This is a genomic window from Pseudomonas sp. NA-150 (genome assembly GCF_044336365.1).
In the GTDB taxonomy this organism is placed as follows: Bacteria; Pseudomonadota; Gammaproteobacteria; order Pseudomonadales; family Pseudomonadaceae; genus Aquipseudomonas.
The window spans coordinates 3294438-3308067 of the sequence record NZ_CP172305.1 but is presented as its reverse complement, the minus strand read 5'-3'; the positions used below and the strand labels follow the sequence as shown (position 1 = coordinate 3308067).

14 protein-coding genes are annotated in these 13630 nt (G+C 59.4%); 9 read left to right on the top strand and 5 right to left on the bottom strand.

Going from position 1 to position 13630, the window contains the following annotated elements; genetic code table 11:
- Nucleotides 1-147 precede the first annotated feature (147 nt).
- Nucleotides 148-402, top strand: coding sequence for a type B 50S ribosomal protein L31 (locus ACF0H7_RS15630; protein WP_397453627.1), 255 nt, complete (start codon nucleotides 148-150; stop codon nucleotides 400-402).
- A 232-nt stretch (nucleotides 403-634) separates the two neighbouring features.
- Nucleotides 635-1534 (top strand): polysaccharide deacetylase family protein, encoded by a 900-nt coding sequence (locus ACF0H7_RS15625; RefSeq protein ID WP_397453626.1) that lies wholly within the window; start codon nucleotides 635-637, stop codon nucleotides 1532-1534.
- A 21-nt stretch (nucleotides 1535-1555) separates the two neighbouring features.
- Here the strand turns inward: ACF0H7_RS15625 and ACF0H7_RS15620 are convergent, their stop codons facing one another.
- The 3 genes from ACF0H7_RS15620 to ACF0H7_RS15610 all read right to left on the bottom strand — a co-directional run bounded on the left by ACF0H7_RS15620 (nucleotide 1556) and on the right by ACF0H7_RS15610 (nucleotide 3792).
- On the bottom strand, nucleotides 1556-2482 hold the full coding sequence (locus ACF0H7_RS15620; protein ID WP_397453625.1) for a cation diffusion facilitator family transporter: 927 nt from the start codon (nucleotides 2480-2482) through the stop codon (nucleotides 1556-1558).
- Between the two features lie 187 nt (nucleotides 2483-2669).
- The gene (locus ACF0H7_RS15615; RefSeq protein ID WP_397453624.1) at nucleotides 2670-3485 is read right to left on the bottom strand and encodes a class I SAM-dependent methyltransferase; all 816 of its coding nucleotides are present in this window, start codon (nucleotides 3483-3485) and stop codon (nucleotides 2670-2672) included.
- 37 nt (nucleotides 3486-3522) lie between these two features.
- Entirely contained in the window at nucleotides 3523-3792 is a 270-nt protein-coding gene (locus tag ACF0H7_RS15610) for a DUF4242 domain-containing protein (protein WP_397453623.1), read from the bottom strand.
- Between the two features lie 188 nt (nucleotides 3793-3980).
- Here ACF0H7_RS15610 and ACF0H7_RS15605 point away from each other — a divergent pair, with 188 nt between their 5' ends.
- Nucleotides 3981-5006, top strand: coding sequence for an AraC family transcriptional regulator (locus ACF0H7_RS15605; protein ID WP_397453622.1), 1026 nt, complete (start codon nucleotides 3981-3983; stop codon nucleotides 5004-5006).
- A gap of 194 nt (nucleotides 5007-5200) precedes the next feature.
- Entirely contained in the window at nucleotides 5201-5872 is a 672-nt protein-coding gene (locus ACF0H7_RS15600) for a class I SAM-dependent methyltransferase (RefSeq protein ID WP_397453621.1), read from the top strand.
- Between the two features lie 59 nt (nucleotides 5873-5931).
- Here ACF0H7_RS15600 and ACF0H7_RS15595 read toward each other — a convergent pair whose 3' ends face one another.
- Nucleotides 5932-6168 (bottom strand): hypothetical protein, encoded by a 237-nt coding sequence (locus tag ACF0H7_RS15595; protein WP_397453620.1) that lies wholly within the window; start codon nucleotides 6166-6168, stop codon nucleotides 5932-5934.
- A 306-nt stretch (nucleotides 6169-6474) separates the two neighbouring features.
- Here ACF0H7_RS15595 and ACF0H7_RS15590 point away from each other — a divergent pair, with 306 nt between their 5' ends.
- The 4 genes from ACF0H7_RS15590 to ACF0H7_RS15575 all read left to right on the top strand — a co-directional run bounded on the left by ACF0H7_RS15590 (nucleotide 6475) and on the right by ACF0H7_RS15575 (nucleotide 12128).
- Nucleotides 6475-7848, top strand: a complete 1374-nt coding sequence (locus tag ACF0H7_RS15590; RefSeq protein ID WP_397453619.1) for a glutamine synthetase family protein — start codon at nucleotides 6475-6477, stop codon at nucleotides 7846-7848.
- 6 nt (nucleotides 7849-7854) lie between these two features.
- Nucleotides 7855-9246: an aldehyde dehydrogenase family protein gene (locus ACF0H7_RS15585; RefSeq protein ID WP_397453618.1), complete on the top strand. Its 1392-nt coding sequence runs from the start codon at nucleotides 7855-7857 to the stop codon at nucleotides 9244-9246.
- A gap of 3 nt (nucleotides 9247-9249) precedes the next feature.
- Entirely contained in the window at nucleotides 9250-10410 is a 1161-nt protein-coding gene (locus ACF0H7_RS15580) for an iron-containing alcohol dehydrogenase (protein WP_397453617.1), read from the top strand.
- A gap of 152 nt (nucleotides 10411-10562) precedes the next feature.
- The gene (locus tag ACF0H7_RS15575) at nucleotides 10563-12128 is read left to right on the top strand and encodes an amino acid permease (protein WP_397453616.1); all 1566 of its coding nucleotides are present in this window, start codon (nucleotides 10563-10565) and stop codon (nucleotides 12126-12128) included.
- Here ACF0H7_RS15575 and ACF0H7_RS15570 read toward each other — a convergent pair.
- Nucleotides 12074-12346 (bottom strand): AraC family transcriptional regulator, encoded by a 273-nt coding sequence (locus ACF0H7_RS15570; RefSeq protein ID WP_397453908.1) that lies wholly within the window; start codon nucleotides 12344-12346, stop codon nucleotides 12074-12076. The genes ACF0H7_RS15575 and ACF0H7_RS15570 overlap by 55 nt on opposite strands.
- 222 nt (nucleotides 12347-12568) lie before the next feature.
- Between ACF0H7_RS15570 and ACF0H7_RS15565 the strand changes: the two genes are divergently transcribed.
- The gene (locus tag ACF0H7_RS15565) at nucleotides 12569-13606 is read left to right on the top strand and encodes a diguanylate cyclase domain-containing protein (protein WP_397453615.1); all 1038 of its coding nucleotides are present in this window, start codon (nucleotides 12569-12571) and stop codon (nucleotides 13604-13606) included.
- Nucleotides 13607-13630: the final 24 nt, after the last annotated feature.

Sequence of the window (13630 nt, the reverse complement as noted above, 5' to 3'; positions counted from 1 at the left end):
GATTACACTCATCATCAAGAACGATTACACATCTCTCAGCAGATGCATGATGATTCAAATCAAGCGGTCGGTAGGCGCTATTGGTAGCAGCGTCTACAACAGCGTCCGCAACTGAACTGCAATCGTCATCTGAAAATGGAGAGCATCATGAAATCAAATACTCATCCGGATTACCGACAAGTGCTGTTCCACGATACCGCTGTTAATGCCTTTTTTCTTGTCGGCTCTACGGTTCACACCAAAAGCGTGCAAAAACACACCGATGGTAATACCTATCCCTATGTAGCCTTAGACGTATCGAGTGCTTCTCACCCGCTGTATACGGGGCAGCAACGCAAGTCTGTAAACGAAGGGCGCATCGCTGGCTTCAACAAACGTTTTGCTGGATTCAGCTCAATTTGACGCGATCTAGGAGCGGGATAGGGGCTTCTACGGACGCTTGGCCAAGGCCGGCTTCGAAGCGGATGCCGTCGCACTCAACGATGGCAGCCGATTACCGGCAGATTTGGAACCAATCACTGTGTCCCCCGCTCCAAGCTCCGCCCGCGTAAACTGCGGGTCAGTGAAGGATGAACGGGCGAAGGATTTTTGCCATTAGAAGTATTGCCAGTCACAGTCTGGCCCAAGGCAAAACATGAAACCGCTGTTCAAAGTATTCTGCACACTTGCCATCGCCGTCGGGCTGGCAGGCTGCATTGCTTCACCCATCGAACTGACCGCGCAGACTGAACAACGTCTACAGGCGCAGGCACCGATTCGTTTTCTGTTGACTTTCGACGATGGCCCCAGCGCTTCCAGCTTCTGGAACCCTACCGCCACCGTGCTCGACAGCCTGAAGGACAACCCTCTGCAGCCAAACATCAAAGCGGTGTTTTTCGTGCAGACCGGTGCGCCACGGGCCGGCGACAGTGACATCGGGCGCCAGCTCATGCATCGCGAGCATGAAGAAGGACAGGTACTGGGATTTCACACGGCCACTCATTGGCACACCAACCACCGTTCGCTGAGCCCGCAAGAGCTGGAGCAGTCGCTGAGCAAAGGCAGTGCTGACATCGCCGCCATCACCGGTGCGCCGCCGACGTTGGTACGTCCGCCGTTCTGGAACTACGACAAACGAGTCTTCGCCGCCTATCAACTGCACGGCATGCATGTGCTGTTGACCGATTTGAGCGCCAATGACGGCAAAATCTGGGGTTTCAACGCCAGCCTCCGGCGTCGTTCTCATATGCTGCGTTCGATGTCTGAAGTGCGTGAGCGTATCGCGCTGGGCGAATTCCCAGCCGTGGATGGGGTGATTCCGGTGGTAGTGACCTTCCACGACCTCAATCGTTACACCGCCCGGCACGCGCGCGAGTACCTGCAAATCCTGATCGACAGCGCCAACGCGACCGGCGTGCCACTGGCGCAAAAACCGTTTTATGACGATCACGATGCCCTGTTGCGCGCGGCCATGGCGCGAACCGTCAAAGACAGTTCGCAGCCAGTGGTGCTGCCAGGGATCTGGAACTGGATTTGGGACAAGAATGCCCATTAATTCTGGCCAGGATTGTCATCGTCACTTCGCCCAGTGCGGGTCGGTCGTGAAGGCTATCGTCAACCATCGATGCGGTCCTTCGTCGCCAAGGGTATCTCCGATTTTGTCACGTATTTCATCCCACGCCTCCAGCGTCCTGGCAGGCTCGCCAGAGGGCACGATGAAATACAACTCGATCTGCTGGGCTCGACCAATCTTTGCCACGTAGGCTTCGTAAGACAGGAAGCCGTACTCGTTGACGACAGCCTCGGCCACTTCGCCCACTCGCAGCTTCAGCCCAGGCGGTGTAACCAAAAGGATGTCCGAGAACGCACGCTGGATCGTACGCAATGGCATCGGAATGATGACCAGGCAAATGATCGCAAGCGCCGCGGGGTCTACATAGGGTGCCAACCACGCGTATGAAGTTTCGGTCACCATCACCCCGACAAAAAAAGCCACCAGCAATGCCAACGAAATACTGCCCGCCATGATCCAGGTCTTGGCGTCCAGGGCGACAAAGTCGGAGCGGATTGTTCGATTTGCGCGAAGCTGACAGGCCGCCATCGTGAAGCAAACAAGCAGGGTGATCCCTGCAAAAAGAGCGGCATAACCGAACTCAAGGGCCCGGCCACCGCCGAGCATGCTGCCCACGGCATTGATCAAGGCGTACAGGGAAACGCAGCTCAGAAGCGTACCGTTGAGCGCGAGAACGATGGGCTCCAGGTGCCAGAAGCCCATGTTGAATCGCTCTATCAATCGATGGCTCGCCGCGGTATCACCGGTGTATTGGCGAATCAAGGTCGCCACTGCCAGCGCCAAACCACTCATGCCGGCATCCACCAGGGAGTAGATGCCATCAAATACAATTGAGGAGGACCCGGCAAAAAGACCAAAAACGACACCCGATATTGCCACTAGCACTGTCATCACAATGGAGATGCGCAGCACAGCCTGCTCTGATTTCATCTATACACCGCTACTGTTACTCCGGCTTTTGCAGCGTAGCAGGCATCTAGAACGCGCGGTTAAACCTTGAACTTGCCTACAAGCCCTGCAAAGATTTCCCACCTCGTCAGTTCAGTGCTGGAGGCTGCGGTTTCCAGACGGGCAGCCAAAGGGTGTGATCCACCGCCTTCGTAGGTCTCAGGGCGACTTAGCGCCTTGTGATCATCACCTCCAGGTATTCACTCGGCACCACCAGCGACTTCTCCCCCGCCCTGTTCGAACGATTAAGCAGTTCGGTCAGGTCATTTTCCAGGGCCAGGGCGCCGTCGGGTGGCAACGCCGCAAATGCCTTGTGGACCGGCCCGTACCAAGTACGAAACGTGTCGATGAAATGCGCGGCCGAGCGATAGCGGAAGTTGAACGTCTGGCGCGTCACCTGGACCAGGAACTCGCGTTCGTCGAAGTGCGCGTGCAGCCAGGCTTCGGTGCCCCACTGCGACGGCGGTTGCGCGCCGGGTGGTGGCGGCATGTGCCGGCCCAGGGTCTTGAACATCTGGCCGACGAAACCTTCCGGCGTCCAGTTGGCGAGACCGATCCTGCCTCCCGGCCGACAGACCCGCGCCAGTTCCGCGGCGGCTTTGGGCTGGTCCGGTGCAAACATCACGCCGAAGGTCGATAGCACAGCGTCAAAACTGGCGTCTTCAAAGGGCAATGCTTCGGCGTCGGCCGCTTGAAAGACAATATTATTCAGTCGCTCTGCTCTGGCCCGGTCTTCACCGCGTTCAAGCAATGCGGCGACATAGTCGGTCGAGTGGACAATGCAGCCTCGACGCGCCGCCGCCAGCGTGGCGTTACCGTTGCCGGCGGCCACGTCGAGCACGATCTCATCGCACAGCAAGTCACAGGCTTCGGCCAGTTGCTCACCGACGATCTGCAGGGTGGTGCCGATCACGGCGTAGTCGCCACTGGCCCAAGCGGCCATTTGACGGTTTTTCAGGGCAACAAGATCAATGGGTGTACTCATGAATTCCGCTCCGCTGCGGTTTGGCACGCAGCCTGGCTTATTCCGCCGTGGTGGGGTCGATGATATTCATGACCTGGGAAATGCGATTGGCCGGGAAACCACTCTGCCTGGCGTGTTCCCTGATCTGCTCTTCATTGGGCGAGATGTACACGCAGTAGAGCTTGTCATCGGTGACATAACTCTGAAGCCACTGCACCTCTGGCAATTCGCGCAACGCCCTGCAGGACTTTTGCGAAGCGGCTTTCAAATCTCGTTGTGACAGTGCTCCAGCACCCTGAATCTCGCGTTCTATGACGAACTTCGGCATGGCAACCTCTCATTCTTGTTATTGATGGCAGGGCCGGCAGGTCCTGTCTGCCCACTATCGCGCCAGGCAACGGCAGCGTCCTGCCCGATCGTCGGCGAAGGCTGTCCGATCGTCCGGAGATTCCATGCTTCGTTGCGACAGGCTCACAATCGGCTCTTCACCCACAATCCCTGCACGGGAAAACCGCCATGGATGCCCTGTCACAGACCCTGCGCGTCGTCCGCCTGGTCGGCGCAATTTTCATCAACGCCCGTTTCACCGCCCCCTGGTGCTACCAGTCGCCGAGCGCGGACACCGCAGCCCCGTTTCTGGAACCGAACGCCGAACGGGTGGTGATCTTTCACTTGATCACCGAGGGCGAGTGTTACGTCGAACTGGGGGATGCCCCGCCGCTGCTGCTGACGGCCGGCGATGCGGTGGTGTTTCCCCAGGGTGACGCCCATCGCATGAGCTCGCAACCGGGTCTGAAACCGGCCAGCGGGGCGCGGCTGGACGTGGTCTTGTCGCGCCGGCCTCGCCAGTTGAGCTATGGCGGTGGCGGCGCGGTCACGCGTCTGGTTTGCGGTTATCTGGCGTGCGATACGCGGTTGGCGGGCATGCTGTTGACGGGCTTGCCGTCCGTGGTGCGGGTCAATGTACGCGGCTCGGCAGCCGGTATCTGGCTGGAATCTTCAGTCCGTTATGCCTTGGCCGAAGCCCGCTCACCAAGGCCTGGCGGCGAAGGCGTGCTGGCAAAACTGGCCGAGGTGTTGTTCATCGAGGTACTGCGCCTGTACATGCACGAACACGGTAAGGGCCGCACCGGTTGGCTGGCCGGCGTGAGCGACCGGATCGTCGGCGCCCCCCTTAACGCGTTGCACAACACACCTTGTCACTGCTGGACCCTGGATGAGTTGGCACGCACTGCGGGTACATCAAGATCGGTACTCGCGGAACGCTTTCAGCAACTGGTCGGGAATTCGCCGATGCAGTACCTGACGCAATGGCGGATGTTGCTGGCGGCCAACCTGTTGCGCAGCAGTAACAGTTCTTTGCTGCAAATAGCCGAAGAGGTGGGATACCAGACGGATACAGCGTTCAGCCGGGCCTTTCGCCGTGAGTTCGGGGCACCGCCAGCGGCGTGGCGACGCAGTCAGACCGCTTCGCGTAGCGCCGTGACCAAAACCGGAAATGTCCACATGGCAATTGGGAACAGCCCTGCAACCAGCACGTAGCAATCACCGGCGCATCCGGGATCTGAGCGCCATCAAAATAAAGGGACAGCACGTCGGCGGGTTGACTGCGTTCCAACGCCACCCTGATTTTATTGGCGTAATCAAAGGCCATTCGCCCGCTCTACCTATTCGACATATCCGGTCCACCCGCGCTTGCTCTATCCTTTATTCAGCCAACAACTCTGGACATCGAAATGCCCGCCCGCGAGTCCGCCCTCCTCCAAAGCTGGCACTACAACGCCCACTCCTGGATCGAAGCCATCCGCACCGGCACCCTCGACAGCCGCCTCAAGGTCACAGATCAGGCAATCCTGCTGGCGGTGCTGGGCCGCCAGCCCGAGCGTGTGCTTGATCTGGGCTGCGGTGAGGGCTGGTTGTTGCGTGCGCTAGCTGAACGAGCCATCGACGCGGTGGGTGTGGATGGCGATGCGACGCTGGTCGAGGCGGCGCGGGCGGCGGGCTCTTCGCAAGTGCATTTGGCGAGCTATGAAGCGCTAGTGGAAACGAAGGTGGACATCGGCAGCGACTACAACCTTATCTGCGCCAACTTTGCCCTGCTGCACCGGGACATCATCCCTCTGCTCGCCGCCATGAACGCCCTGCTCGCCCCTGGCGGCGTGCTGGTGATCCAGACGCTGCATCCGTGGACCGCAGCGGCAGGCGACTATCAGGATGGTTGGCGGGAAGAGACCTTCGCTGGGTTCAAGGGACAGTGGCAACCCATGCCGTGGTATTTTCGCACTGTGTCCAGTTGGTTCAATGCCCTGGACATGGCCGGTTTTCGGCTGGCGGGTCTCCAGGAGCCGCAGCACCCGCAACAGACTGCGCCGCAGTCGCTGCTGTTGGTAGCCGAACAGCGGAGGTGAGTTCAATCTGTGGAAGTGTGCGTGGTCGGTCCCTGAACCAGGGCGCCATCAACCGAGCCTCACAACGTTCTTTGGCTATTACCGATACCTTTCGCGATATCGATACCCCAGTCCAGCGCGGCTTCCATGTCCAGCAGGTGCGGCTTTGGATTGTGATCCTCAAAAATGACCGTGCCGTCCGGCCGGTAAACACCGATCAACATCTCCAGCGAGCCGTCCCTCAATATCTCGGCTTTGACCTGGATCTTGCATCCATTCGACAGCGTTTCCTTGTGGACCTCATGGCGCTCAGTCATTGCTGCATTCCTCCCGTGTTGATACCCGAGTAACGCAAATCCCTGGTTGTCATGGTAGCTCAGTGAGGCCCTGCAAACGCCTTCATTCACGCAAAATGAAGCCTGCCCTGACAGCGGCGTAATACCACTTGGCGCGATACCCAGGAGTATTCGTTCAATCCGCGCAACTTGCTTAAAGCAACAGTAGGCTACGCTTTGGGCAGCTTATTGCGCACGATGCTCGCGTCTGCAGGTTGTGGTTTGTTCTGGAGAGCGTCTGCAACAGCTATTTCAGAAAGGCCCAGACAACTCACGCAGGACTACGTGATGACAGAGCCCCTCCTCAGCTTTGACCAACTCAAGCGTGCCGCCGCCTCCGGCGAGATTGATACCGTTCTGGTCTGCATGGTCGACATGCAAGGACGACTGGTCGGCAAGCGATTTCAGGTCGAGTTTTTTATCGACAGCGGCCACGAAGAAACCCATTGCTGCAATTACCTGCTGGCCGACGACATCGACATGGAGCCGGTGCCGGGTTACGCCGCAGCCAGTTGGAGCAAAGGCTATGGCGACTTTGTGCTCAAACCCGACATGGCCACGTTGCGACGGGTGCCTTGGCTTGAGTGCACGGCGCTGGTGCTCTGCGATGTGCTGGATCATCACCATCGACGGGACCTGCCGCACAGCCCCCGGGCGATCTTGAAAAAGCAGATCGAGCGACTGCGCGAGCGCGGCTATACCGGTATGTTCGCCTCGGAACTTGAGTTCTATCTGTTCGACGAGAGCTACGAGGCCATCCACCAGCGCAACTACCAAAAGCCGAAGACGGCCGGCCACTACATCGAGGATTACAACATCTTGCAGACCACCCGCGAGGAGCCCGTGTTGCGGGCGATTCGCAAGCATCTGCAGGCCAGCGGCATTCCCGTGGAAAACTCCAAGGGTGAATGGGGGCCGGGCCAGGAAGAAATCAACATCCGCTACGCCGATGCCCTGACCATGGCCGACCACCACGTCATCATCAAGCACGCCTGCAAGGAGATCGCGGAACTGCAGGGCAAGGCGATTACCTTCATGGCCAAGTGGCGCTATGACGCTGCCGGTTCCAGCAGCCATATCCATAATTCGCTCTGGGACAAAAGCGCTAAAAAACCGCTGTTCTTCGACGCCAAGGCTGAGTTTGGCATGTCGAAGCTGATGCGATCCTGGGTGGCCGGGCAGCTCAAATACGCCAACGACATCACCTGTTTTCTCGCGCCCTACATCAATTCGTACAAGCGCTTTCAGGCCGGCACTTTTGCTCCGACGCGAGCGGTATGGAGCCGGGACAATCGCACCGCAGGCTTTCGTTTGTGTGCCGAAGGCAGCAAGTCGATCCGTATTGAATGTCGTATCGGCGGCGCCGACCTCAACCCTTATCTGGCCTTCGCTGCCTTGATCGCAGCAGGCCTGGCCGGTATCGACGAGAAGCTCAACCTCACGCCGCCCTTCGAGGGCGATGCCTACCTCGACGAGCACTTGCCAGAAGTGTCGAAGACTCTGCGCGATGCCAGCGCCGCACTTAAGGCCTCGACCATGTTGCGCGAGGCGTTCGGCGATGAAGTGATCGACCACTACGTGCACAGCGCCGAATGGGAGCAGAAAGAGTACGACCGGCGGATCACCGACTGGGAACTGCAGCGCGGCTTCGAGCGCTATTGAGGCACCATGACTTCGACGATTCAACTCATCTCACCGGTCGATGGCCGGGTGTATGCCGAACGCCGCTACGCCGATGCGGCACACATCGAGCAGGCGCTGGCGGCTGCCGCAGCCGCTCAGGCACAGTGGAAACGCCGGCCACTGAGCGAACGCGCCGTTTTGTGCAGTGCCGCGGTGGACGCGATGCTGGCGATGAAGGCTGACATCGTCCCGGAACTGGCCTGGCAGATGGGACGCCCGGTGCGTTTTGGGGCTGGCGAACTGCGCGGGTTCGAAGAGCGTGCCCGCCATATGATCGCCATTGCGCCGGAAGCCCTGGCAACGCTTGAACCTACGCCTGTCGCCGGTTTTCGACGGCATATCAAACGTGAGCCGCTGGGCACGGTGCTGGTGGTCGCACCCTGGAATTACCCCTACCTGACAGCGGTCAACACGATTATCCCGGCACTGATGGCCGGCAACAGCGTCATTCTCAAGCACGCGTCGCAAACGCTGCTGGTGGGTGAACGTTTCGCCGAGGCCATGGGCCGTGCCAGCTTACCCGAAGGGTTGTTCCAGAACCTGCTGCTCAATCATGGCCAGACTGCGGCGATCATTGCCGCTGGACGGGTGCAGCAGGTGAACTTCACCGGCTCGGTTGACGGCGGCAAGGCCATGCAAAGCGCCGCCATGGGGCAATTTCTCGGCATGGGCCTGGAACTCGGCGGCAAAGACCCGGCCTACGTGCGGGCGGACGCCAACCTCGAACACGCGGTGGAAAATCTGGTGGATGGCAGCTTCTTCAACTCCGGGCAGAGCTGCTGCGCCGTCGAACGCATTTATGTCGATAAAACACTCTACCCGGCTTTCGTCGAACGCTTCGTCGCACTGACCCGCCAATACGTGCTGGGTAACCCGCTGGACGAAGCCACCACGCTCGGTCCGCTGGTGACGCCGAAAGCCGCCGAATTCGTTCGGGGTCAGATCGCCGATGCGCTGTCCAAGGGCGCCAGGGCGCTGATCGATCCGAAGGCCTTTCTCGCTGACGCGCCGGGCAGTGCCTACCTCGCGCCGCAGGTGTTGGTCGACGTCACCCATCACATGGCGGTGATGCGTGAGGAAAGCTTTGGTCCGGTGGTTGGCATCATGCCGGTGGCCAGCGACGACGAAGCCATCGCCCTGATGAACGACAGCGAGTTCGGGCTCAGCGCGTCCATCTGGACGCAAGATCTCGCCGCCGCCGAACACCTGGGCAACCAGATCGACACCGGCACCATCTTCATGAACCGCTGCGATTACCTGGACCCGGCCCTGGCCTGGACCGGGGTCAAGAACAGCGGGCGCGGCGTGACGCTGTCGCGCCTGGGTTACGAGCACCTGACCCGCGCCAAATCCTTCCATTTGCGCCACGAGATCTGAGCCATGAGCCTGACTGGAAACTGGAACTACCCCACGAGCATTCGCTTCGGTGTCGGCCGCATCACCGAGCTGGCCGACGTCTGTCGCAGCCAAGGTATCCAGCGACCGTTGCTGGTCACCGACAGTGGCCTGGCGCGTGCCCCGATCACCACGGCAGCGCTGGACGCCTTGCGTGCCGCGGGCCTCGGCGTTGCGCTGTTTTGCGACCTCAAGCCCAATCCGGTCGAAGCCAACCTGGCGGGCGGACTCGACGCCTGGCGCGCCGGCAAACACGATGGTGTGGTCGCCTTCGGCGGTGGCAGCGGGCTGGACATGGGCAAGCTCATTGCGTTCATGAGTGGTCAGACCCGACCGGTCTGGGATTTCGAAGACATCGGTGACTACTGGACACGCGCCGACGAAAGCAGCATCGCCCCGGTCATTGCCGTGCCGACGACTGCGGGTACGGGGTCCGAAGTAGGCCGTGCGGCGGTAATCATTGACGAGCGGACCCACACAAAACGCATCATCTTCCACCCGAAAATGATGCCGCGCGTGGTCATCAGCGACCCTGCCCTCACCGTCGGCATGCCGGCCAAAGTCACCGCCGGCACGGGCATGGACGCTTTGGCGCACTGCCTGGAGTCTTACTGCGCCCCCGGTTTCCATCCTATGGCCGATGGTATCGCGGTAGAAGGTATACGCCTGGTGGCTAATGCGCTGGTGCGGGCCGTACACACACCGTCCGACCTCGATGCACGCGCGCAAATGCTCGCGGCGGCGGCAATGGGCGCCACGGCCTTTCAGAAGGGCCTGGGCGGGATGCACGCCCTCTCGCATCCAGTGGGCGCGCTGTACGACACCCACCACGGCATGACCAATGCCACCTTCATGCCATATGTCTTGACATTCAATCGCCCGGCCATCGAAGAACGCATCACCCGCCTGGCGGCCTATTTGCGTCTGCCCTCGCCGGGCTTTGACAGTTTTCTGGCCTTCATCCTCAAACTGCGCAAGGACATCGGCGTGCCGCACACGCTGGTTGAACTGGGCGTGGATGATCAGCAGGCCGACCTGATCGCCGACATGGCGATTGTCGACCCTTCTGCCAGCGGCAACCCGCTGCCTTTAACCCGAGCCGGCGCGGCAGACATTTTTGAAGCGGCCTATCACGGCCGTATGTAGAGCAGTGACTGTCCAGGGTCGAGCCTTGAACACACAACATGGACAGGTTGTATCGGTTGGAGAAGGGAGCAGTACGACCAGCGGTTGAAGGCCAGCCCATCCGGTAACGCAAACCCGGATGGATGCGTATCCAAACCTAAGGGGCAGACAACATGAATCCATCAACTCAACCCGGCGCCAGCGCGCCGCAGGACGATGACACCAAAGTGCTGCACAGCATGGGCTATGCCCAGCAGCTCTCGCGACGAATGGGCGTTTTCTCCAACTTTGCCATTTCCTTTTCGATCATCTGCATCCTCTCCGGTGGTATCAACTCACTCGCCCAGGGCACGTCGGGCGCGGGCGGCGCGTCCATCGGCATTGGCTGGCCGATCGGTTGCCTGATCTCCGGGGTGTTCGCCATGGCCATGGCGCAAATTTCCTCGGCGTACCCCACCGCTGGCGGTCTGTATCACTGGGGTTCGATACTCGGTAACCGTTTTACCGGATGGCTGACCGCATGGTTCAACCTGCTAGGGCTGGTCACTGTGCTCGGTGCAATCAACGTCGGCACCTATTACTTCTTTTTCGGCGCCTTCGGACCGGCTCTGGGCATGGAAGACACCACCACCGTCAGGGTGATTTTCCTGGCGGTGCTGACCGGCCTCCAGGCCTTGTGTAATCACCTGGGCATCGGCCTGACCGCGAAGCTCACCGATTTCTCGGGTTACCTGATCTTCGCCACGGCGCTCGCGCTGACCATCGTCTGCCTGATCTCTGCACCCAGCTATGAGTTCGCGCGGTTGTGGACCTTCAGCAACTACTCCGGCGATGCCGGTGGCGCCGTCTGGCCACAGGTGTCGAATGGCTGGATTTTCATGCTCGGTCTGCTGTTGCCGATCTACACCATCACTGGCTATGACGCGTCCGCGCACACCTCCGAGGAGACCCGCAATGCGGCCATGTCGGTGCCACGCGGGATGGTCATGTCGGTGGTCTGGTCGTTGCTGTTCGGCTGGGTCATGCTGTGCTCGTTCGTGCTCTTGCTGCCGAACATGGATGAGGCGGCCAAGCAAGGCTGGAACGTGTTTTTCTGGGCCATGAACACTCAGGTAAGCCCGACGATCAAGCTCGCGCTTTATGTGGCGATTTACATTTCCCAGATCCTCTGCGGGTTGGCGACGGTGACCTCGGTTTCACGCATGATCTTCGCGTTCTCCCGCGACGGTGGCCTGCCCTGTTCCAAGGCACTGGCCTCGGTCTCGCCGACCTTTCGCAGCCCGGTAGCGGCGATCTGGACGGGGGCGATCCTCGCCGTTTTGTTCGACTGGGGATCGTCGGTGATCTCGGTCGGGGCAACGCCGGTCTATACGATCGTCGTCTCCTGCACGGTGATTTTCCTGTTCTTCTCCTTCATCATTCCCATCGTACTGGGCCTGTTTGCTTACGGGACGTCGAAGTGGCCAACCATGGGACCCTGGAATATCGGGCGCTTCTGGTACACCGTGTTCACCCTCCTCTCGATTCTCTCGATGGTGATCATCTTCGTCATTGGTATCCAGCCACCGAACGATTGGGCGTTGTACATCACCCTTGGTTTTCTGGTGCTGACGGCCATCGTCTGGTTTGGCTTCGAGGCGCGACGCTTCCAGGGGCCACCGATCGGCGACATGATCATCAAGCGTCAGGCTGAAATTGCGGCGGCTGAAGCGGCGTTGAATACAAGCGCTGGAAGTTGATTGTCACTGGCAGTTGGCGGCAAATCGATTGCGATCAGGTTAACCGCCGCCAACTGTCTGAACCCTCGACAATAGCGTTGTGGACTGATGCCCAGGCACAGTTGAAAGCGTTCGCGAAAAGTCGTCGCCGAGCCAAAACCCGCTTTGCCGGCAATCTGCTCGATGGATAAAGTCAGCATCAGACTCATCCCCATCAGTGGAACCTCCCATGAAAGCATCTGCAACTGACACCCTCCCCCTGCTCACCCTTGCAGCGCAGCCATACTGATCAAACCTTCATTTTCCCTTTAGGTGTGGCAATGACAGGCGCGCATTTGCGAAGCCGGCAGCTGGGACGTTCAGCAGGCAAAAAAATAAACGGTTCTCAGTGCCATCCATGAGGGTGGTCGATTCAGCCTTGCTGTATATTCCGGCGACTAATAAATAACAACAGTGACGTCATGAGCCAACCTGAAAAGCGTACGACTGCTCTAGCACTCTATCCGGAGGACATTCACGAAGCGGCTTCCTTGCTGAAGCAGGCCGTGCCTTTGATGATGCGTCACAACATTGCGCCCAACCCGGTTCATTACGCCCTCTGGTACACCTACAGCAAAGGCCAGGAGCCAGAACTCAATCGTCACCTGGACAGGGCGGTCGAGGATTTCGACTGTTTCTCTGCCGAATCCGCGACCCGGTTGTTCCGCGAATACATCATTCAGGATGAGTTGGAGGAAGCGCGCGTTGGGCAGCAACAGGCGATCGATTTAGTTGACGGCATGGAACACACCGTTTCCAGTAACCTGGAGGGCAATCTCAACTTTCAGGCCAGTCTCGGGCACTGCATGGAGATGCTTGAAGCGCCAGTCGAAGAACGATTGCCGAGTTTGCTCAGCGAGCTGCAGCAGAGCACCCAGCTTATGCAGGAGCAGCAAGAGCTGTTTCTCTCCCAGTTGCATGCGGCGCAAGGGGAGATCAAAAATCTGCGCGACAAGCTGGAGCGTGCCCAGCTCGCGGCGACCCTGGATGGGCTGACTCAAGTCTTCAATCGAGACACCTTCACCCGTTTGCTGGAGCAAACCCTGATCAATGCCCCCGAGCGTGTGGCACTGGTCATGCTCGATATCGACCACTTCAAGCAATTCAATGACCGGTATGGCCATCCTCTGGGCGACCGCGTGCTTCAACATGTCGGTCAGTTGTTACGCAATGCGCTGCCGCCTCAAGCGATTGCAGCCCGTTATGGTGGCGAAGAGTTCTGCGTCGTCCTCAAAGACTGTTCTGATATCGACAGCGTCTATGCGTTTGCCGAGCAACTGCGTCTGAAGTTCCGCAGTTTACGGATCAAGGCACGCAACATGGATGAAGTGTTGGAAACGATAACCGCCTCGTTTGGCATCGCGCTGGTCGAACAGGGCGACAGCGTGGAAAGTCTGGTGACTCGCGCCGATGATGCGCTATACCAGGCCAAGCGCAATGGGCGTAATCAAGTCCAGTAAAGCGGCTCACTAACGGTCAAGACA

Coding starts and splice junctions, on each gene's coding strand:
- ACF0H7_RS15610 (WP_397453623.1), bottom strand. CDS start 3,792: ATGCCGAAGTTCGTCATAGAACGCGAGATTCAGGGTGCTGGAGCACTG.
- ACF0H7_RS15565 (WP_397453615.1), top strand. CDS start 12,569: ATGAGCCAACCTGAAAAGCGTACGACTGCTCTAGCACTCTATCCGGAG.
- ACF0H7_RS15630 (WP_397453627.1), top strand. CDS start 148: ATGAAATCAAATACTCATCCGGATTACCGACAAGTGCTGTTCCACGAT.
- ACF0H7_RS15615 (WP_397453624.1), bottom strand. CDS start 3,485: ATGAGTACACCCATTGATCTTGTTGCCCTGAAAAACCGTCAAATGGCC.
- ACF0H7_RS15620 (WP_397453625.1), bottom strand. CDS start 2,482: ATGAAATCAGAGCAGGCTGTGCTGCGCATCTCCATTGTGATGACAGTG.
- ACF0H7_RS15570 (WP_397453908.1), bottom strand. CDS start 12,346: ATGCTTTCATGGGAGGTTCCACTGATGGGGATGAGTCTGATGCTGACT.
- ACF0H7_RS15585 (WP_397453618.1), top strand. CDS start 7,855: ATGACTTCGACGATTCAACTCATCTCACCGGTCGATGGCCGGGTGTAT.
- ACF0H7_RS15590 (WP_397453619.1), top strand. CDS start 6,475: ATGACAGAGCCCCTCCTCAGCTTTGACCAACTCAAGCGTGCCGCCGCC.
- ACF0H7_RS15600 (WP_397453621.1), top strand. CDS start 5,201: ATGCCCGCCCGCGAGTCCGCCCTCCTCCAAAGCTGGCACTACAACGCC.
- ACF0H7_RS15580 (WP_397453617.1), top strand. CDS start 9,250: ATGAGCCTGACTGGAAACTGGAACTACCCCACGAGCATTCGCTTCGGT.
- ACF0H7_RS15625 (WP_397453626.1), top strand. CDS start 635: ATGAAACCGCTGTTCAAAGTATTCTGCACACTTGCCATCGCCGTCGGG.
- ACF0H7_RS15575 (WP_397453616.1), top strand. CDS start 10,563: ATGAATCCATCAACTCAACCCGGCGCCAGCGCGCCGCAGGACGATGAC.
- ACF0H7_RS15595 (WP_397453620.1), bottom strand. CDS start 6,168: ATGACTGAGCGCCATGAGGTCCACAAGGAAACGCTGTCGAATGGATGC.
- ACF0H7_RS15605 (WP_397453622.1), top strand. CDS start 3,981: ATGGATGCCCTGTCACAGACCCTGCGCGTCGTCCGCCTGGTCGGCGCA.